We start from the raw sequence: 19,669 nt of genomic DNA, 5'->3' as shown, positions 1-19,669 counted from the left end.
ATCGCCAGGAGCCCTGATGGACGCCGTGTTCTCCGTACCCGAGCCGCACAACGAGCCGGTGCGCACCTACGAGCCGGGCAGCGCCGACGCCGAACGGCTCCAGCGGCGACTCACCGAGCTGGCCGCCGAGCAGATCGACCTGCCGATGACCATCGCGGGCGAGCAGCGGATGGCCGGCGGCGCGCCGATCCAGGTGGTGCAGCCGCACCGGCACGCGCACGTGCTCGGGGTCACCGGGCACGCCACCCACGACGACGCCCGGGCCGCGGTCAAGGCGGCCAAGGACGCCGCCCCGGGATGGCGGGCACTGCCCTTCGAGGAGCGGGCCGCGATCTTCCTGCGCGCCGCCGAACTGCTCGCCGGCCCGTGGCGCGACACCCTCAACGCGGCCACCATGCTCGGCCAGTCGAAGACCGCCGTGCAGGCCGAGATCGACTCGGCCTGCGAGTTCATCGACTTCCTGCGGTTCAACGTGTACTTCGCCCGCAAGCTGCTCGCCGAGCAGCCGATGTCCTCGCCCGGCGTGTGGAACCGGTTCGACCACCGGCCGCTGGAGGGCTTCGTCTACGCGGTCACCCCGTTCAACTTCACCGCGATCGCCGGCAACCTGCCCTCGGCTCCGGCCCTGCTGGGCAACACGGTGGTCTGGAAGCCGGGCCCGACCCAGCAGTTCGCGGCGCACTTCACCATGCGGCTGTTCGAGGCGGCCGGCCTGCCCCCCGGCGTGATCAACATGGTCACCGGTCGGGGCGAGGAGGTCTCCGACGTGGTGCTCGCCGACCCCGACCTGGCCGGCATCCACTTCACCGGCTCGACCAAGGTCTTCCAGCACCTCTGGCGCACCGTGGGCGAGAACATCGCCGGCTACCGGGGCTACCCCCGGCTGGTCGGCGAGACCGGCGGCAAGGACTTCGTGGTGGCGCACACCAGCGCTGACGTCGACGCCCTGCACACCGCGCTGATCCGGGGCGCCTTCGAATACCAGGGCCAGAAGTGCTCGGCGGCCTCCCGGGCGTACGTTCCCCGGTCGATCTGGGAAGGTGGCCTGCGCGACCGGCTGGCCGCCACCGCGGACGGCCTGACCTACGGCGACGTCACCGACTTCCGCAACTTCGGTGGCGCGGTCATCGACGACAAGGCGTTCTCCCGGCACACCGCCGCCCTGGAGTTGATCTCCGGCGACGACAGCTGCCGGATCATCGCCGGCGGCACCGCCGACGACTCGGTCGGCTGGTTCGTCCGCCCGACCATCTTCGAATGCGGTGACCCGGCCCACGAGACGTTCACCACCGAGTACTTCGGGCCGATCCTCGGCGTGCACGTCTTCGACGACGCCCGCTTCGACGAGGTGGTCACCCAGGCCGAGGCGATCGCGCCGTACGCGCTGACCGGGTCGATCTTCGCCACCGACCGCCGGGTGGTCGACGCGGTGGCCGAGAAGATGCGGTACGCGGCCGGCAACTTCTACATCAACGACAAGCCGACCGGTGCGGTCGTCGGGCAGCAGCCCTTCGGTGGCGCCCGCGCCAGCGGCACCAACGACAAGGCCGGTTCCTGGCACAACCTGGTCCGCTGGATGTCCCCCCGGACGATCAAGGAAACCTTCGTGCCCCCCACCGACCACACCTACCCCCACATGGGCTGAGGTGTAAGGAAGGGCCCCTTCTTAACGCCTCGTGTATAGGAAGGGGCCCCTTTTAACGTCGCCGCTCGGGATGGGCGCTCCTGGTCGAGTGGTGCCGTTGCCGGGGCCGCCGGTGGACCGTCGCGCACCGACAGTGCACATAGGAAACCCCAATGGGTGGCGAAACGGTGAAATCCTGGACGCCGGCCCGTCAAAGTGGCAGCGTGAACGGCATGGCGGAATCCGGAGTCAACCCCACGGCGGCGGCCCTGCTCGGGCTGCTCCACGAGGGCCCCATGACAGGTGGCCAGTTGATGGCCGCCGCCGAGCGCCGGCTGGCGCCGTACTGGTCGATGACCCGCAGCCAGGTCTACCGGGAGTTGCCGGTGCTGGCCGAGAAGGGCCTCGTCCGGCTGGGTAAGCCCGGGCCGCGGATGAGTCAACCGTACGCGATCACGGCAGCCGGTAAGCGGACCTTTTCCCGCTGGCTGGCCGAGGATCCGGGGCGGGACACCATCCGCAACCCGATCGCCCTGCGGATCGCCTTCGGGCAACTGCACTCCGCGACCCAGCTGAAGAGCCTCCAGGCCGTGGCCAACGAATACCACACCGAGGCGCTGGCCCGGGTCCGCGAGCAGGTCAAGGCCGCTCGCAAGGAAGGCGACACGTACGACGCGAGCGCGCTGGAGTTCGCCGTGGCGTACCACAAGGCTGCCCTGTCCTGGCTCAAGAACGCACCAGTCAGCAGCTGACCAGCAAGCTCACTCCTCGTCCGAGCGGAGCCATTTTGGCTCGGACTGCGGGGCTCGCAAGCTCACTCCTCGTCCGAGCAGTACCCTTGTCTGTCGTGACCGCTGCCGATTACGCCGACCAGCTCAAGGATCTCGACGCCACCCTGCGCAACATCGAGGCGGTGCTCGACCTGGACCGCCTGCGGGCGGACAAGGCCCGCCTGGAGCAGGAGGCGTCCGCCCCGGACCTGTGGGACGACCAGGCCCGGGCCCAACAGGTGACCTCGCAGCTGTCGTACGTCAACGGCGAGATCGAGAAGCTGGGTAGCCTGCGCTCGCGGATCGACGACGCGAACGTGCTGCTGGAGCTGGCCGAGGCCGAGGCCGACTCGGGAGTCCTCTCCGAGGTCGAGTCGGAGATCACCGGGCTGGCCAAGGCCATCCAGGAGATGGAGGTCCGCACCCTGCTCTCCGGCGAGTACGACTCCCGGGAGGCGCTGGTGGCCATCCGGGCCGGTGCCGGTGGTGTGGACGCGGCGGACTTCGCCGAGATGCTGCTGCGGATGTACCTGCGCTGGGCGGAGCGGCACGGCTACCCGACCGAGGTCTACGAGACCTCGTACGCCGAGGAGGCGGGCCTCAAGTCGGCCACCTTCACGGTCAAGGTCCCGTACGCCTACGGCACGCTGAGCGTGGAGTCCGGCACCCACCGGCTGGTGCGGATCAGCCCGTTCGACAACCAGGGCCGTCGGCAGACCAGCTTCGCCGGCGTCGAGGTGCTGCCGGTGGTCGAGCAGACCGACCACATCGACATCCCCGAGAACGAGATGCGGATCGACGTCTACCGCTCGTCCGGGCCCGGTGGGCAGAGCGTCAACACCACCGACTCGGCGGTGCGGATCACCCACATCCCGACCGGCATCGTGGTGACCTGCCAGAACGAGAAGTCGCAGCTGCAGAACAAGGCGTCCGCGCTGCGCGTGCTCCAGGCCCGGCTGCTGGAGCGCAAGCGGCAGGAGGAACAGGCCAAGATGGCGGGCCTGAAGACCGACGCCGCGGGCTCGTGGGGCGACCAGATGCGGTCGTACGTGCTGCACCCGTATCAGATGGTGAAGGATTTGCGTACCGAGCAGGAGACCGGTAACCCGAGCGCGGTCTTCGACGGTGAGCTCGACTCCTTCATCGAAGCGGGGATCCGTTGGCGCAAGCAGCAGCAACTCGCCGGCGACGCTGCGTGACCGGTCGTGGGCGGAGTGCGTCATCGATCTCCACATGACGTGCTGGATCAATGACTTCCCCCGCAACGGCGGGGCGTAGGACTTGGCACGACAGTTACACGGCGTAGACTCACCACCCGTGATTCAGCTTGAGCAAGTGACGAAGACGTACCCGAAGGCGTCGCGGCCTTCGCTCGACAACGTGTCCGTGTCGATCGACAAGGGCGAGTTCGTCTTCTTCATCGGCCCATCCGGCTCCGGCAAGTCCACGATCATCAAGATGCTGCTGCACGAGGTGACCCCCAACAAGGGTCGCGTCGTCGTCAACGGCAAGGACGTCACCTCGATGCGGTCCTGGAAGCGCCCACACTTCCGCCGCTCGATCGGCTGCGTCTTCCAGGACTTCCGGCTGCTGCCCAACCGCACCGCGTACGAGAACGTGGCCTTCGCGCTCGAGGTGATCGGCAAGACCAAGGCGGTGGCCCGCCGGGTCGTGCCGGAGGTGTTGGAGCTGGTGGGTCTCGGTGGCAAGGAGCATCGCTACCCGCACGAGCTCTCCGGTGGTGAGCAGCAGCGTGTCGCAGTCGCCCGGGCGTTCGTGAACCGTCCCCTGATCCTGCTGGCCGACGAGCCGACCGGAAACCTGGACCCGGACACGTCCATCGAAATCATGCGCCTGCTGGACCGGATCAACCGCACCGGCACGACAGTCGTGATGGTCACGCACGACTCCAACATCGTGAACCAGATGCGCCGCCGGGTCATCGAGATCGAGAGCGGCCGCATCGTCCGCGACCAGGCCCGCGGCGTCTACGGGTGACGAGCGCAGCCCACCGCACCCCGATCTGACGACGAACACCTCACGCCGGAGAGCCGGAGGAATATCCCGATGCGGATGAAATACGTCCTGTCCGAGGTACTGGTCGGACTGTGGCGCAACGTGACCATGACCATCGCGATGATCATCACGTTGGGCGTCTCGCTGACCATGCTCGGTGCCAGCGGCCTGATCTACACCAAGGTCGCCGACATGAAGGACCTGTACTTCGAGAACATCCAGGTGTCGATCTTCCTGAAGACCGACATCTCGGAAGAGGACCGTGCGGCACTGGGCTCCCGACTGGAGGCCGACCCGCTGATCTCACAGGTCACCTACGTCAACAAGGACGAGGCCTTCCAGCGTTTCCAGGAGATGTTCCGGGACTCGCCGGACCTGCTCAGCGCGGTCAAGGCGGACCAGTTGCCCGAGTCGTACCGGCTGAACCTGGTCGACCCGGAGCAGTACAAGTCCATCTCGGAGCAGTACTCCTCGGCCGCGGGGGTCGACCAGGTGGTCGACCAGAGCCAGGTGCTCGACAAGATCTTCAACCTGTTCACCGCCGGGCAGAACGTCGCGCTGGCCGCCGCCATCGCCATGGCCGTCGCAGCGCTGCTCCTGGTGGCCAACACGATCCAGGTGGCCGCGTACAGCAAACGGCGTGAAGTCGCGGTCATGAAGCTGGTCGGCGCCTCGAACTGGTTCATCCAGGCACCCTTCGTCCTAGAAGCCGTGGTCGCCGGCGTGATCGGCTCGGTGCTCGGGTTGGGTGCCCTGGTCGCGTTGAAGAAGTTCCTCTTCGACGACGCACTCAGCGCCCTGCAGGGCCTGTTCGCCCCGGTCAGTTGGAGCGAGGTGCTGCTGACCTTCCCGGTGATGGCGGGCGTCGGTGGCCTGATCAGCGCGGTCACCGCCTGGGTCACGCTCCGCTTCTACCTGCGGGTCTAGCTTCCGGTACGACCGTCGCAAGGGCCCTTCGGCGCTGGAATAAACCGCGCGGAAGGGCCCTTGTCGTTCGGGTAGCATGATCTCCGCTCTCCGGCCGGCACGTCGCCCGGGGGAGCAGGCAACGAAAGGAGGTGGCGCGGCGATGCCACGGGAAAAGGGGCGCAAGGTCGTCGCCTCCAACAAGAAGGCCCGCCACGACTACGCCATCCTCGACACGTACGAGGCGGGCATGGCGTTGACCGGCACCGAGGTGAAGTCGCTGCGGGCCGGGCGGGCGTCGCTGGTCGACGCGTTCGCCCAGGAGCGCGACGGTGAGCTGTATCTGCACGGCATGCACATCCCGGAGTACACCCAGGGCACCTGGACCAACCACGAGCCTCGGCGTACCCGCAAACTGCTGCTCAAGCGGTTGGAGATCGACCGCCTGATCGGCAAGACCCGGGAGAGCGGGCTGACCCTGGTGCCGTTGCAGGTCTACTTCTCCGACGGCTGGGCCAAGGTGGAGATCGGCCTGGCCAAGGGCAAGAAGGCGTACGACAAGCGCCAGGACCTCGCCAAGCGGGACGCCGACCGGGAGATCCAACGTGCGGTCGGCCGGCGAGGAAAGGGCATGGCTGAGTGATTTGTCCGGATCACCCATGGTCGCGTCGGCGACGTGACCTCGGGATGAATCGGGTTGCGGCAGGCGTTACGCTTGTCGGAGCCGCCGGAAGTTGGCGGCCTGTCGAGGGGGTGACTGGTTTCGACTTCGTACGTTGCGGCAGGGGAAGCGAGCCGAGGAAGCCGACGTCGTCTCGAGAATCGTTCGTCGGAAACCAATAAGCGCCAAGCACAATCGCGCTGACTTCGCTCTCGCCGCCTGAGGCGAGTAGCAAGTCTGTCGGCCTGGGAGCGCCTTCGACCCAGCTAGCCGGCATCAGCTAGAAGGCTGGCCAATCGGACCCGGTCGCGGGGTCCGTGCGGCGAGATCAATCAGCGACTGGGCCCGTCACACCGACTCGCTCGCGTGATCGGAGGGGCCGAGTAGAGGCACAGCGAGCTGCGCTCGGAGAAGCCCTGACAAGGCGGCGAAGGACCCGGGTTCGATTCCCGGCACCTCCACCACCTGACTGCGCGCCTCGGCCACCCGGCCGGGGCGCGCAGTCGCGTCTACGCGGAAAGAGGCCGATTGTGCCTTCATGCCATGAGGGACCGATCGTGAGCCCAGGTCAGAAGGGTTCGATCGGATTGCCAGGGAACCCAGCGCGGGGCAAGCCCGTCAGACGAGGTATGCGTCGTTTCACCGCCCTGCTGGGCCTGCCCCTGATGATCGTCGTAGTCGGCTGCGCGCCGGCCGGCACCGGGCCGGCCACTCCTGTCATCTCCGCCGACGAGCAGGAGCCGTTCGACCGGAGGGCCACCGCAGTCGCCGAGGCATGGCACCCCGGGCCGGGTTGGCGCGAGGGCTACGTACCGCTGCAGGACCCCGCGGTGCTGATCGGCGAGGCGAACTTCACGCCGGCGACCCAGACGGCGTTCCAGGCCGGCTGGTACCGCAAGCCGGCCGACCTGCCCGTCCGGCAGCCCGACGACGGCACCATCCGCTTCCCCGACGGGCAGCTGCGCGTACCACTTGTCAGCGCCACCGACGCGTTCCTGGCACTTACCCGCGGCAGCGACCCCCCGTCCTGCCCGGGGCCGAAGGAGCCCGCCATCCCGCCGCCGCCCGCGCCCGGCGGCAAACCGGACGACACGGTCGCCAGCCGGCCGCAGGGGGAGTGCGTCGCGCTCACCATCAGCAAGGTCGAACTGGGTACCGCGCCGCTGCGCACCAGCCGTGGCGAGGCGCAGGTGCCGGCCTGGCTGTTCACCGTCGAGGAGATCGGTGCCGTGGTGGCCGCCGCCGCCGTCGCACCGCACGCGGTCGATGCGGTGCCCGAGCCGGTCGCACCCTCCGACACCGCCCCGGAGGGGCTGGTCGCCGCGCAGGACATCGTGGAGGTGGACGGGACGCGGCTGGCCTTCCGGCTCGGGGTCGGTAGCTGCGACACCGACATCACCCCGCTGGTGCAGGAGCGCGACGACATCGTGGTGGTGGGCGGCATGGTGGTGCGGTCCACCGACGTCTGCGACGCGATGCTCAGGATGGAGCCGGTCGAGGTGACGCTCAAGGAGCCGCTGGGCGCCCGGCCCGTCCTGGACGCGCTCACCGGCGCGCCGCTGCGCATCGGTGGCAACTGAGCGCCTTGTGGCGTTAACAAGGGGCCCTTCCTATACCCCAGGCGTTAAGAAGGGCCCCTTCCTTACACCCACCCCTACAGCAGTGGGGGGATGTCGGTGCGGATGGGCACGGGCAGGACCGTCGGGCCGTCCGCGCGCAGCGCCACGTCGAGGGCCTCGCCGAGCTGGTCGGGGCTCTCGACGACCGCGGTGGCGCAGCCGTAGCCACGGGCCACCGCGCTGACGTCGATGCCGGGAAGATCCAGCCCGGGTACGCCGGGAGTGTGTTTGAGTTCGGCGAACGCCTTGAGGATGGCGTACTGCTGGTTCACCGGAACGACGACGACCAGTGGCAGCCGCAGCTGAGCGGCGGTCCACAGCGCCTGCACCGAGTAGTGGAACGAGCCGTCGCCGATCACCGCGATCACCGGTCGGTGCTGGCCGGTGTCCCGTTGCGCCAGCGCGATGCCGACCGCCGCCGGAAGGCCGTAACCGAGCCCACCGCTGGCCATCGTGAAGTACGACCCGGGTCGGCCGAACCGTAGCCGGCGACGCAGCGCGGAGAGGTTCGACGGTGACTCCTGCACGAGCACCCCGTCCTCGGGCCAGTACCGGGCCAACGCGGCGAAGAGCGCGTCCGCACTCAGCGGGAGGGAATCCTCGACCGGTGGCGGCTCAGGTGGGGCGGCCGGCGGTGGTCGGTCCGCCGACGGCAGCAGCTCGGCCAGGGCGGCGAGGGTGAGTCCGGCGTCGCCGAGCAGGCTGTCACCGACCGGTGCCCGAGCCGCCTCCTCCGGATCGTCGGTGACGTGCAGCAGCCGGGCGCCCTCGGGCACGGTGTCGCCGGGCACGTGCGGGTAGTACCGGAACACCGGGGCACCGACCACCAGCACGGTGTCGTGCCCATGCAGCCGCTCGGCCAACGGCCCGGCGGCGTAGGGCAGTACGCCCTGAAAATACGGGTGGCTCTCGGGGAAGGCGGTCCGCTCGGGCGCGGGCGCCGACCAGACCGGCGCGGCCAGCCGCTCGGCCACGGCCACCGCCGAGTCCCAGGCGTCGGCGCGGTCCACCGCCGCACCGAGCACCATGACCGGTGACCGGGCGCTGGTCAGGGCAGCGACGAACTGCCGCAGCCGCTGCGGGTCGGGCGCGAACCGGGTCGCCACGGACCGGACCGCGGGTGGCGGATCGGCAGGCTGCGCCCAGTCGTCCAACGGCAGGGAGAGAAAGACCGGCCCGGCGGGCGGTTGGATCGCGGTGGCGTACGCCCGCATCAGCGACGCCGGCACGTCCTGCGCGCGGACCGGCTCGTACGCCCACTTCACGTACGGCTGGGGCAGCTCGGTGGGACGGCGGGCGGTGAGCCGCGGTTCGAGCAGCAGCATCTGCCGGGTCTGCTGCCCGGCGGTGACGATCAGCGGTGTCCGGTTGTGCCAGGCGGTGACGATGTTGCCCATGGCGTTGCCGGTGCCGGGTGCCGTGTGCAGGTTGACGTGTGCCGGTAATCCGGTGACCTGGGCGTACCCGTCGGCCATGCCGACCGCCGACGCCTCGTGCAGCGCGTGCACGTACTGGAAGTCGTCGGGGAAGGCATGCAGGAACGGCTCCTCGGTCGACCCGGGGTTGCCGAAGACGGTGGTCATGCCCAGCGCACGGAGCAGCTCGTAGGTGGTGTCACGGACCGTTGCCATCGCCCCTGAATCTAACCGGGCGGCTCCGGCCGACAGGCCCATTCGGCGTTGCCGGCATCACTGTCGATCACACGACGATCAGACCGTCGCCATGGCCGGGGACGCAAGCTATCGTGCCAGACATGGCTACGACAGCGCGGATGGCATCGACAGGGCTCGTTGGTGGTCTCCACGACCGGCCCTCTCGGCTGCTGCACGGCTGACGGGTACACGTGATGCAGGGAGAGGGGCAGGCGATCGGCGGGCGAGCCATGGAGTCGATGACCGGGAAACTACTGGTGGCGACGCCCGCACTGAAAGATCCCAACTTCGACCGTACGGTGGTCCTGTTGGTCGCCCACGAGCCCGGCGGCGCCCTCGGCGTGGTGCTCAACCGGGCGACCGAGGTGCCGGTGGCCGACGTGCTGCGCGACTGGGGTGATCTGGCCCGGCACCCGGCGGTGCTGTTCGAGGGCGGCCCGGTGCAGCCCGAGTCGGCGATCTGCCTGGCCCGGATGCATTCGCCGGTACGCCGCCTCAAAGGCTTCCACCAGGTCTCCGGAGCCGTCGGCACCCTCGACCTGTCCGTCGACCCGGACCGGCTGCGGGAGAGCGTGCAGACCATCCGGGTCTTCGCCGGGTACGCCGGCTGGGGCGGTGGGCAACTGGAGCAGGAGATCGAGGAGGGTTCCTGGTTCGTGCTGGACGCGCTGCCCGGCGACGCCTTCGTCGAGCGCCCCGACGACCTGTGGCCCATGGTGCTGCGCCGGCAGGGCGGCATGATGGCGGCGGTGGCGCATTTCCCGCCGGACGTGACGCTCAACTGACCCGCCCGACGGGGACCCCGCGAGATGACCATGCCGGGTGCCGTGTGTATAGTTCTTCCAGTGCCCGGGAGACCGGGGACAACCGCAAGGGGCCGTGGCGCAGCTGGTAGCGCACCACACTGGCAGTGTGGGGGTCAGGGGTTCGAGTCCCCTCGGCTCCACCTTGTGTTTGTGCAGAAAATCGGCACCAGTCATCGACTGGTGCCGATTTTCGTGATCTGGTGGTCGCGGCCATGGTCACCCAGCGCCCGACACTGCACTCCGGTGACGGGCCGGCGGCACGGTGGAGAGCGCCGGACTCGTGTTCATCGGCGTCCGAGCGTACGACCCAGCGACTGGCCGGTTCATCAGCATCGACCCGCTCCAGGACCACGATGACCCCCTCCAGTGGCACGGCTACACCAACATCAACCGTCCCGCGCCTCCCAGGGCAGAGGTGAGCGGTGACTCGCGAAGGCCGCAGTGAAGATGAGAGAGTCCGGCTCCCTCGTGAAGGAAGTGACGTGGACCATCGGATCACCGAAGAGCGCGACCGTGAGCGATCCGAAGGCGATCTCGATGCGCCGCGTCGCTGGTAAGTCACTGACCGCCCTGGCGGCCGTGGTGGGGCTCGTCCTCACCGCGGCCTGCGGGCCGAGCGGCGGAACCTCCCCGACGGTTGGCCGGGAACGGCCGGCCACGACACCGGCCGACCCGTTCAGCACCGACCCGGCGGTGACCGGGGTGCAATCCCTCTTCGATTTGGACCCTGAGCTCGAAGAACAGGTCGGCACGGTGCTGATCGGGCCGGCCCTGGATATCGACGGCGTTGCGGAGGTGTCACTCCAATCGCCGTACATGGACGACGTCCTGTCCGGCGTTTGCGGGACCCGGAGGGGAAATGGCGTCTACGGAAGCGCCTTCGGGCAGCGCCGGGAGTGGAAGGCGTCCGGCCTGCGCATTCAACAGTTCGCCGCCGTGTGGGGCATCAACTCCGCAGCCGACGCCGTCGCCCAGATCCGCAGCAGGCTCGGGTGCGGCACCTACCGAGATCGAGAAGGGCTGCATCGGGTTCTCGGCGAGCGGGAGCTTTCCCGCCTGAGCGGGCTCGACGACCAGCTGATGTTCTGCGAGGTGATCAACGAGGAGGGGCCAGAGGGCTCGACCCACCTCTGCACCGTGCTCCTGGCCCGGGGTGAGATCGCCTCCAGGATCCAGGCCCGGGCCGACACCGCCGAGCGGGCCGAGCAGGTCACCCGGGAACTGGCTGCTCCTGCGGCCAAGCGCCTCGCAGCCGTGTCGTGAGGTAGACAACCGTGATGGGTTCCGTGGCGTCCGCTGGTTGAGTCGACCAGCGGACGCCGCTGAACGGGGGGACCAGCAGGTCGGCCGAGCAAGTCACGGGTACGGTTCCAGCCATGCGCTACGTGCGGCTCGACACGCCGAAACCCCTGTCCAAGATCGGCCTTGGCACCTGGCAGTTCGGGTCGCGGGAGTGGGGTTACGGCCCGGATTACGAGCGGTTGGCGGCGGACATCGTCCGGCGGGCGGTCGAGTTGGGTGTCACCGTCTTCGACACCGCCGAGGTGTACGGCTTCGGCCGCAGCGAGCGGATTCTCGGCGCGGCGCTGGCCGCCGATCGGGACAAGGTCACCATCGCGACCAAGATATTTCCGGTGTTGCCGGTGGCGTCCGTGGTGCAGCAGCGGGCGGTCGCCTCGGCGGCCCGGCTCGGGGTCACCAGCATTGACCTCTACCAGGTGCACCAGCCCAATCCGGTGGTCAGCGACCAGAGCACCATGCGGGGCATGCGGGCACTTCAGGACGTCGGCCTGGTCGGCGAGGTGGGGGTGAGTAACTACAGCCTGCGTCGCTGGCAGGTCGCCGAGGCCGCGCTGGGCCGTCGGGTGCTGAGCAACCAGGTCCGCTACAGCTTGCTCGACCGCAAGCCCGAGGAAGACCTCCTGCCGTACGCGGAGCAGGCCGGCCGCCTGGTCATCGCGTACAGCCCGCTGGCGCAGGGGTTCCTCTCCGGGCGGTACGACGCGCATCATCCCCCGGTCGGGGCGATACGCCGGGCCAACCCGTACTTTCTGCCGGAGAATCTGGTCCGTGGCACAGCCCTGATCGAGACGTTGCGCCAGGTGGCCGCCGCGCACGACGCCACACCGAGCCAGATCGCCCTGGCGTACGTGTTGCGGCACCCGAACGTGGTGGCGATTCCGGGGGCATCCACGGTGGAGCAGTTGGAACGCAACGCCGCCGCTGCGGAGATCGACCTGACCGAGGACGAGTACGCCGCTCTGGTCAACGCGGCGCGGGCGTTCCGCCCGGTCACCGGGCTGGCCGCCGTACCGGGAATGGTGCGGGCCCGCGCCGGACGCTGACCCGGGGGGCGACCACCCTCCCTACCCCCCACCTCCCCTTTGCTCTGCTTCAACCCACGCAACGGTTACTGTCCGCAAGCGTCGCCGCCCGCCGCCCGCAACTGCTGCCGGATGTCTGCCCTGCTCAGACGCTATTGCGTGGGTTGAAGCAGAGCAAAGGGGGAGCAGGTTGGTAAGGGCGGTGCCGAGGCGAGTTACGGAGGGTGACCATCCCCTGGTCGGCGCGCCGCACGCCGCCGTGGTGGTCTGCGAGCGATGCGCTGGCGCCGTCTTCCGGGGTGCGGTGGGCGGGTGGTTCAGGGCAGGTCGCGGGCGTAGCAGACGGAGAGGGATGCGCCCCGGTACGGGCCGAAGTTCTCGATGCGGTGGTAGCCCTCGCGTTCGTAGAAGCGCATCGCCTCGGGTTGGGCGGTGCCGGTCTCCAGCAGCAGGGTGCGTACGCCCGCCTCTCGGGCCTGGTGTTCCAGGGCGCGCAGGATGGCGACGGCGACGCCGGTGCCCCGGGCCGACGGGGTGACGTACATCCGTTTGATCTCGGCGGAGCCGGGGGTGAGCAGACGCAGCCCGCCGCAGCCGACGGCGGTGCCGTCGGCGTCGCGGGCGACGAGGAAGACGCTGACGCTCGCGGCGCTGGGTGGTTCCCCCGGCTCGTGGTTGTCGTTGCCGTAGCGGGCGTCCAGTTCGACGCGTTGCGCCTCGCGCAGCCGGGCCGCATCGGCCGAGTCCCACGCTTCGTGGTCGATGGAGACCATGCGACGTTCCTTCCCGCCGTGATTCCGTAACGAGCGTTACCGTAACGTACGCTACGGATCGGATCCAGCGCCGGGAAGAGGTACGGATGGCCAGACGACGTGACCTCGTCGACCAGCAGCAACGTCTGTCGGCGGCGACCTGGTCGGTGTTGGCCGAGCGGGGACTGCCCGGCCTGACCCTGCGTGCGGTCGCCGAGCGGGCCGGCTGCACCACCGGCATGGTGCTGCACACCTTCGCCGACAAGCAGGCCCTGCTGGTGCACGCCCGCGAACTGTTGCATCGGCGTACCGGCCAGCGGGCCGACGCGGCTCAGGCCGCCGCAGACACACCCCGGGCCGCGCTGCGGGCCGTGCTGTGGCAGGCCGCGTCACCGACCGAGGAGAAGCGGGAGGAGGCGCGGGTGTGGCTGGGGTTCCTCGCCGCCGCGCTGGCCGACCCGATCCTGGCCGACCTGCACCGGTCGTACAACCGTCGGTTCGTCGACCGGGTCGCCGCCCTGGTCGCCGCGGTCTGTCCCGACCGGCCGTCGGCCGACTGCCGCGCCACCGCGACCAGCCTGGTGGCGCTGGTCGAAGGGCTCAACGCGCTCGCGGCCGTCGACCCGGCCACCTACTCCGACCAGGCCCAGCGCGCTGCGATCGACGCCGCCCTCGCCCAACTCTGAATCCTCGATCAGACCAGGGAAGGGCGAAATCGGGCCGGGCGACCAGACCTGATCGCGGCGACGGCGAGCTAGCGTGGTCGGGTGAGCAGATTTCCGGCAACTCCGGTCCCGCCGCCCGATCTGCCCGGCACGCTCGGCGCGCTACGCGCCGCTGGATGCCGGTACCGCACAGTCAAGCAGGAGCTGCGTGACAACCTGCTGGCCCGGTTGCGAGACGGCGGGCCGCGGTTCGCCGGCATCGTCGGGTACGACGACACAGTGCTGCCCGAGGTGGAACGGGCGCTGCTCGCCGGGCACGACATGGTGTTGCTCGGTGAGCGTGGCCAGGGCAAGACCCGGCTGATCCGATCCCTGGTGGCGCTGCTGGACGAGTGGACCCCGGTGATCGCCGGGTCGGTGCTCAACGAGCATCCCCTGCATCCGATCACCCCGGCGTCCCGGGCGCTGGTCGCCGAGGCCGGTGACGACCTGCCGGTCGGCTGGCTGCACCGCTCGATGCGCTACGGCGAGAAGCTGGCCACCCCGGACACCAGTGTCGGTGACCTGATCGGTGACGTCGACCCGATCCGGCTGGCGCAGGGGAGGACCCTCGGCGACCCGGAGACGATCCACTTCGGTCTGGTGCCGCGTACCAATCGGGGTATTTTCGCCGTGAACGAGCTGCCCGACCTGGCCGAGCGGATCCAGGTGGCGTTGCTCAACGTGCTGGAGGAACGCGACATCCAGGTACGCGGCTACCAGCTGCGACTGCCGCTGGATCTGTTCCTGGTGGCCAGCGCCAACCCGGAGGACTACACCAACCGGGGGCGGATCATCACCCCGCTCAAGGACCGGTTCGGTGCCGAGATCCGTACCCACTATCCGACCGACCTGGAGTTGGAGCTGGCGCTGATCCGGCAGGAGGCCGACCTGGTCGCCGAGGTGCCGGAGCACGTGCTGGAGGTGCTGGCCCGCTTCGCCCGCGCGGTGCGCGAGTCGCCGTCGGTGGATCCCCGCTCGGGAATTTCCGCCCGGTTCGCCATCGCCGCCGCGGAGACGGTCGCCGCTGCCGCGCTGCGCCGCGCCAGCCTGCTCGCCGACGCCTCCACCGCCGAGCCCTTCCTCGCACCGGAGGCGGTGGCGCGGGTGGGAGACGCGGTGTCGGTGACCTCCACGCTGCGCGGCAAGGTGGAGTTCGAGAGCGGTGAAGAGGGCCGGGAGATCGAGATCCTCGGCCATCTGCTGCGTACCGCCACGGCCGAGACCTTCCGGGCCCGGCTGGCCGGGCTGGACCTGTCCGGATTCACCACGCTGGTCGAGGACGGTAAGGCGATCGAGACCGGGGAACTGGTCCCGGCGACCGATCTGCTGCGTCAGGTGGGCACCGTGCCCGGCCTGGCGAAGGTGCTCGACCGGCTCGGCGTCGGTGACGCGCCGAGCGCCGGGCAGGCCGCCGCCGCGGTCGAGTTCGTGCTGGAAGGGCTGCACCTGAGCCGCCGGCTGGGCAAGGACGTGACGGATTCGGGGCGCACCCGCTACGCCGGCCGGGACTGAACATGGCCGGCAACCGGTTCCGGTACGGGCAGTGGCACGGCGGCCCCGACCCGCTGGCCCCGCCGTACGACGTGCAGGCCGCGGTGGACCAGGTCGGCCAGGAGGTGCTGGCCGGCGGCAGCCTGCGGCAAGCCCTGCGCGACCTGTTGCGCCGGGGCCTGCAGGGGCGCGGCGGGCTGGACGAGCTGACCGCCCGAGCCCGCCGACTGCGCCGGGAGATGCTGCGCCGGGGCGAGCTGGACGGCGCGGTGACCCGGGCCCGTGCCCTGCTCGACCAGGCCCTCGCGGCCGAGCGCGACGAGTTGGCCGGCCGGCAGGACGAGGCGGCCCGGTTCGCCGAGACGGAGCTGAACAACCTGCCCCGCTCCACCGCCCAGGCGGTGCGGGAACTCTCCGGCTACCAGTGGGCCAGCGACGAGGCCCGTCAGCTCTACCAGCGGATCCTCGACGGGCTGCGCGACGACGTGCTCGGCCAGCGGTTCGCCGGACTGCGCGAGTCGGCACAGTTGGCGGCCGACCCGGCCGTGCAGGAACGGCTCGTCGAGATGATGCAGGACCTCAACGCCCTGCTGGCCCGGCATGCGCGCGCCGAGGACACCACCGACGCGTTCGCCGAGTTCATGCGCCGGCACGGCGAGTTCTTCCCGGAACGACCGGGCAACGTCGACGAGCTGATCGAGTTGCTGGCCCGCCGGGCGGCGGCCGGGCAGCGGCTGATGAATTCGCTGTCGGAGCGCCAGCGCGCCGAACTCGCCGAGCTGATGCGGCAGTCGCTGGGTGACCGGCTCGCCGGGGAACTGTCGGCGCTGGAGCAGAACCTGCGGTCGCTGCGGCCGGACCTGCGGTGGGCGCGCGGCGAGCGGACGCAGGGCGGCGAGCCCTTGAGCTACGGGGAGGCGACCGGGGTGCTCGACGAGGTGGCCGAGCTGGACGACCTGCTCGACCAGTTCGGTCAGGCGCACCCCGGGGCCACGTTGGACGACATCGACGTGGATGCGGTCGCCCGGACCCTGGGCCGTGACGCTGCCGCCGCCGTACGCCAGTTGCGGGAGATGGAGCGCGAGCTGCGCCGCCAGGGTTGGGTGACCCGCGACGCCGAGGGGTTGACGTTGAGCCCGAAAGCGCTGCGCCGGCTCGGCGGCACCGCGCTGCGTCAGGTCTTCGCCGAGCTGACCGCCGGCCCGCGCGGGCATCACGACCTGCGCTCGGCGGGGGCGGCCGGCGAGGTCAGCGGGGCTTCCCGCCCCTGGGAGTACGGCGACGAGCAGCCGCTGGACGTGGTGCGTACCCTCACCCGGGCGGTCGCCCGGGCCGGACCGGGCGTGCCGGTGCCGCTCGCGGTGACGGACTTCGAGGTGGTCGAGACCGAGCGGCGGGCCTCGGCGGCGGTGGCGCTCTGCGTGGACCTGTCGTACTCGATGATCTCGCAGGGCCGGTGGGGCCCGATGAAGCAGACGGCACTCGCGCTGGCCCACCTGATGGCGACCCGGTTCCCGCAGGACGCGTTGCAGATCATCGGATTCGGTCGGGAGGCGGCGCCCTTGCGCCAGCAGGAGCTGGCGGCCGTGGAACCGGACATGGCCCAGGGCACCAACCTCCAACACGCGTTGCGGCTGGCCGGTCGGCACCTGCGTCGTCATCCGGACGCCGAACCGGTGGTGCTGGTGGTCACCGACGGGGAACCCACCGCCCACCTGGATCCCGAGGACGGGGAGGCGGTGTTCTGCTGGCCGCCCCTGCGGGAGACGATCGAGGCGACCATCCGTGAGGTGGACCGGCTCGGCCGGTACGGGGCCACGCTGAACCTGTTCATGCTCGGTGACGACCCCGGGCTGCGCCGGTTCGTCGACGCGGTGGCCCGACGCAGCGGCGGCCGGGTGTTCACCCCCGACACCGAGGACCTCGGCGAGTACGTGGTCAGCGACTACCTGCGGGCCCGTCGCGGTCGGCGCTAGCGTCGTGTGTTAACAAGGGGCCCTTCCTTTGAAGGTGCGGCGGTAGGCCGTCGGTGCGACGCCGACGCGTTGGTGCAGTTGCTGGCGTAGGGCGGCGGCGGTGCCGAAGCCGCTGCGGCGGGCGACCTGGTCGATGCTCAGGTCGGTGCTCTCCAGCAGCAGCCGGGCGTGGTCGGTGCGCTCGTGCAGCAGCCACTGCGCCGGGCTGAGCCCGGTCTCGGCCCGGAACCGTCGGGTGAACGTGCGGACGCTCATCCGCGCCTGCTCGGCGAGGTCCCGCAGGCTGACCGACTCGTGCAGCCGCTGGCGGGCCCACTGGCGGGCCCCGGCGGTGCTGGTGTCCGGTGCCTGCGGCACGGGGCGTTCGATGTACTGGGCCTGTCCACCGTCGCGCCACGGTGGCATCACGCATCGGCGGGCGGACTGGTTGGCGACCTGGCTGCCGTGGTCGGTGCGGACCACGTGCAGGCACAGGTCGATTCCGGCGGCAACCCCGGCGGAGGTGAGCACCGGGCCGTCGGCCACGAACAGCACCTCGGGGTCCAGGTCGACCTTCGGGTACAACTCACGGAACCGGTCCGTGTACGCCCAGTGGGTGGTGGCGCGGCGCTCGTCGAGCAGGCCGGCGGCGGCCAGCACGAACGCTCCGGTGCAGATGGACATGACCCGAACACCCCTGTCGTACGCGGCGCGCAGCGCCTCGATCACCTCGGGCTCGATCGCGTCGCGTCGCCGGGTCGCGTCACCGTTCACTCCGGGCACGATCACCGTGTCGGCGTCCGCCAGCAGTTCCAGGCCGTGGTCGGGCAGCACCTGGAAACCGGCCGTACTGCGTACCGGCCGACCATCCGGGGTGCACGTGTCGACGGCGTACAAGTGCTGGTCGTCGGCGTCCCGCGCGGTGCGGAAGACCTGGGACGGGGTGCCCAGGTCCAGCCCGACCACCTGGTCGACGGCGAGGACGGCGATACGGTGCGGCGTCATGGCCCGATTATTGCGGAGGATGGCCTTTCGGCCACTCGTCCGTCCGGCCCGATGGCCGCAGACTCTCCTGGTGAGTCGACCTGTACGCCTGCACCCCGCCTGGATCGTCGCCGCCGTCGCCTTCGTCGCGCTGGTCGGCGCCGCCGGCTTCCGGGCCACCCCGTCGGTGCTGCTGCACCCGCTGCACGCCGAGTTCCGGTGGCCGCTGGCCACCATCTCCGCGGCAGTCTCGGTGAACCTGCTGCTCTACGGGCTGACCGCGCCCTTCGCCGCGGCGTTGATGGACCGCTTCGGCATCCGCCGGGTGGTGGCCGCCGCGCTGACGATGGTCGCCGCAGGTAGCGGGCTGACCGTGTTCATGACCGCGAGTTGGCAGCTCATCGCCTGCTGGGGAGTGCTGGTCGGGCTGGGCACCGGCTCGATGGCGCTGGCTTTCGTGGCCACCGTGACCGGGCGCTGGTTCGTGCACCGTCGGGGCCTGGTCACCGGCGTGCTCACCGCCGGCGGGGCGGCCGGTCAACTGGTCTTCCTGCCGCTGCTGGCGATGCTGGTCGGGGCGTACGGCTGGCGCTCGGCGGCACTTGTCGTCGCCGGGGCGGCGCTGCTGGTCGTACCGCTGGTGTTGCGCCTGTTGCGGGAGTACCCGGCGGATCTCGGGCTGCCCCCGTACGGCGCGAGCGAGGTCGTCGAGCCGGTCCGGCCGACCGGTGGTGCCGCCGCGCGTGCCCTCGGCGCGCTGGGCCAGGCGGCTCGGACCCGGCCGTTCTGGCTGCTGGCCGCGGGCTTCGCGATCTGCGGCGCGACCACAAACGGTCTGGTCGGGACGCACTTCATCCCGGCGGCCCACGACCACGGCATGCCGCAGACCACGGCGGCCGGGCTGTTGGCGCTCGTCGGTCTCTTCGACATCGTCGGCACGATCGCCTCCGGCTGGCTCACCGACCGGTACGACCCTCGGCTGCTGCTGGGCGCCTACTACGCGCTGCGTGGCGGCTCGCTGCTGGTGCTGCCCGGCCTGTTCGCGGCCACCACCGAGCCGAGCATGCTGGTCTTCGTCATCTTCTACGGCCTGGACTGGGTGGCCACCGTCCCGCCGACCGTGGCGCTGTGCCGGGAGTACTTCGGCCTCTCCGGCGCGGTGGTCTTCGGCTGGGTCTTCGCCGCACACCAGTTCGGCGCGGCAGTGGCCGCCATCGGGGCGGGACTGGTCCGCGACCAGCTCGGCACGTACACCCTCGCCTGGCACGTGGCGGGAGCCCTGTCGGTGGGCGCGGCGGTGCTGTCGCTGATGCTGCTGCGCCGACGCGGTGCCGTCCTGGTGGAACCGGCCCCGGTCGCGGTGGCTCCGAAGGCGTGGAGCTACCGGGACTGACCGGGTCGC

At 70.4% G+C, this 19,669-nt stretch carries 17 protein-coding genes, 1 tRNA gene and 1 other RNA gene; 16 read left to right on the top strand and 3 right to left on the bottom strand.

The annotated features are described in order from the left end of the window. The first annotated feature begins 16 nt into the window (after positions 1 to 16). The 8 genes from pruA (at position 17) to JMF97_RS03515 (ending at position 7,557) form a co-directional block, all read left to right on the top strand. Complete coding sequence (gene pruA, locus JMF97_RS03550; RefSeq protein ID WP_203220182.1) at positions 17 to 1,645, top strand: L-glutamate gamma-semialdehyde dehydrogenase; 1,629 nt, start codon at positions 17 to 19, stop codon at positions 1,643 to 1,645. A 212-nt stretch (positions 1,646 to 1,857) separates the two neighbouring features. Continuing rightward, positions 1,858 to 2,376: a PadR family transcriptional regulator gene (locus JMF97_RS03545; RefSeq protein WP_203220181.1), complete on the top strand. Its 519-nt coding sequence runs from the start codon at positions 1,858 to 1,860 to the stop codon at positions 2,374 to 2,376. A 95-nt stretch (positions 2,377 to 2,471) separates the two neighbouring features. Further along, positions 2,472 to 3,593, top strand: coding sequence for a peptide chain release factor 2 (gene prfB, locus JMF97_RS03540; protein WP_203220180.1), 1,122 nt, complete (start codon positions 2,472 to 2,474; stop codon positions 3,591 to 3,593). A 118-nt stretch (positions 3,594 to 3,711) separates the two neighbouring features. Then, entirely contained in the window at positions 3,712 to 4,392 is a 681-nt protein-coding gene (gene ftsE, locus JMF97_RS03535; protein WP_013731749.1) for a cell division ATP-binding protein FtsE, read from the top strand. A 69-nt stretch (positions 4,393 to 4,461) separates the two neighbouring features. Then, positions 4,462 to 5,337: a permease-like cell division protein FtsX gene (gene ftsX / locus JMF97_RS03530; protein WP_203220179.1), complete on the top strand. Its 876-nt coding sequence runs from the start codon at positions 4,462 to 4,464 to the stop codon at positions 5,335 to 5,337. Positions 5,338 to 5,479: 142 nt separating this feature from the next. Then, positions 5,480 to 5,959: an SsrA-binding protein SmpB gene (gene smpB, locus JMF97_RS03525; protein ID WP_013731751.1), complete on the top strand. Its 480-nt coding sequence runs from the start codon at positions 5,480 to 5,482 to the stop codon at positions 5,957 to 5,959. Between the two features lie 106 nt (positions 5,960 to 6,065). After that, positions 6,066 to 6,441, top strand: a transfer-messenger RNA (tmRNA) gene (ssrA, locus tag JMF97_RS03520). 165 nt (positions 6,442 to 6,606) lie between these two features. Continuing rightward, entirely contained in the window at positions 6,607 to 7,557 is a 951-nt protein-coding gene (locus JMF97_RS03515; protein ID WP_203220178.1) for a hypothetical protein, read from the top strand. 74 nt (positions 7,558 to 7,631) lie between these two features. Here the strand turns inward: JMF97_RS03515 and mdlC are convergent, their stop codons facing one another. After that, positions 7,632 to 9,227 carry a benzoylformate decarboxylase gene (mdlC, locus tag JMF97_RS03510; protein ID WP_203220177.1) on the bottom strand — a complete coding sequence of 532 codons (1,596 nt, stop codon included), beginning with the start codon at positions 9,225 to 9,227 and terminating at the stop codon, positions 7,632 to 7,634. A gap of 215 nt (positions 9,228 to 9,442) precedes the next feature. Between mdlC and JMF97_RS03505 the strand changes: the two genes are divergently transcribed. The 4 genes from JMF97_RS03505 to JMF97_RS03490 all read left to right on the top strand — a co-directional run bounded on the left by JMF97_RS03505 (position 9,443) and on the right by JMF97_RS03490 (position 12,399). Then, positions 9,443 to 10,033 (top strand): YqgE/AlgH family protein, encoded by a 591-nt coding sequence (locus tag JMF97_RS03505; protein ID WP_043723032.1) that lies wholly within the window; start codon positions 9,443 to 9,445, stop codon positions 10,031 to 10,033. An 88-nt stretch (positions 10,034 to 10,121) separates the two neighbouring features. Continuing rightward, a tRNA-Ala gene (locus tag JMF97_RS03500) sits at positions 10,122 to 10,194 on the top strand. Positions 10,195 to 10,567: 373 nt separating this feature from the next. Further along, the gene (locus tag JMF97_RS03495) at positions 10,568 to 11,317 is read left to right on the top strand and encodes a hypothetical protein (protein WP_203220176.1); all 750 of its coding nucleotides are present in this window, start codon (positions 10,568 to 10,570) and stop codon (positions 11,315 to 11,317) included. A gap of 113 nt (positions 11,318 to 11,430) precedes the next feature. Next, positions 11,431 to 12,399: an aldo/keto reductase gene (locus tag JMF97_RS03490; RefSeq protein WP_126711673.1), complete on the top strand. Its 969-nt coding sequence runs from the start codon at positions 11,431 to 11,433 to the stop codon at positions 12,397 to 12,399. Positions 12,400 to 12,695: 296 nt separating this feature from the next. Here the strand turns inward: JMF97_RS03490 and JMF97_RS03485 are convergent, their stop codons facing one another. Then, the gene (locus JMF97_RS03485; RefSeq protein ID WP_203220175.1) at positions 12,696 to 13,151 is read right to left on the bottom strand and encodes a GNAT family N-acetyltransferase; all 456 of its coding nucleotides are present in this window, start codon (positions 13,149 to 13,151) and stop codon (positions 12,696 to 12,698) included. Between the two features lie 86 nt (positions 13,152 to 13,237). Here JMF97_RS03485 and JMF97_RS03480 point away from each other — a divergent pair, with 86 nt between their 5' ends. The 3 genes from JMF97_RS03480 (at position 13,238) to JMF97_RS03470 (ending at position 17,304) form a co-directional block, all read left to right on the top strand. Further along, entirely contained in the window at positions 13,238 to 13,816 is a 579-nt protein-coding gene (locus JMF97_RS03480) for a TetR/AcrR family transcriptional regulator (RefSeq protein WP_203220174.1), read from the top strand. An 81-nt stretch (positions 13,817 to 13,897) separates the two neighbouring features. Then, positions 13,898 to 15,349 carry a magnesium chelatase ATPase subunit I gene (locus JMF97_RS03475; RefSeq protein ID WP_203220173.1) on the top strand — a complete coding sequence of 484 codons (1,452 nt, stop codon included), beginning with the start codon at positions 13,898 to 13,900 and terminating at the stop codon, positions 15,347 to 15,349. A gap of 2 nt (positions 15,350 to 15,351) precedes the next feature. Then, on the top strand, positions 15,352 to 17,304 hold the full coding sequence (locus JMF97_RS03470) for a vWA domain-containing protein (RefSeq protein ID WP_203220172.1): 1,953 nt from the start codon (positions 15,352 to 15,354) through the stop codon (positions 17,302 to 17,304). A 9-nt stretch (positions 17,305 to 17,313) separates the two neighbouring features. Here the strand turns inward: JMF97_RS03470 and JMF97_RS03465 are convergent, their stop codons facing one another. Beyond that, positions 17,314 to 18,288 (bottom strand): GlxA family transcriptional regulator, encoded by a 975-nt coding sequence (locus JMF97_RS03465; protein WP_203220171.1) that lies wholly within the window; start codon positions 18,286 to 18,288, stop codon positions 17,314 to 17,316. Between the two features lie 19 nt (positions 18,289 to 18,307). On the opposite strand from JMF97_RS03465, the gene JMF97_RS03460 reads away from it, so the two are divergent. Beyond that, positions 18,308 to 19,660 carry an MFS transporter gene (locus tag JMF97_RS03460; RefSeq protein WP_238358521.1) on the top strand — a complete coding sequence of 451 codons (1,353 nt, stop codon included), beginning with the start codon at positions 18,308 to 18,310 and terminating at the stop codon, positions 19,658 to 19,660. Positions 19,661 to 19,669: the final 9 nt, after the last annotated feature.

Source organism: Micromonospora fiedleri (assembly GCF_016774385.1).
Taxonomy (GTDB): Bacteria; Actinomycetota; Actinomycetes; order Mycobacteriales; family Micromonosporaceae; genus Micromonospora; species Micromonospora gifhornensis.
This window is presented reverse-complemented; position numbering and strand designations above follow the sequence as displayed.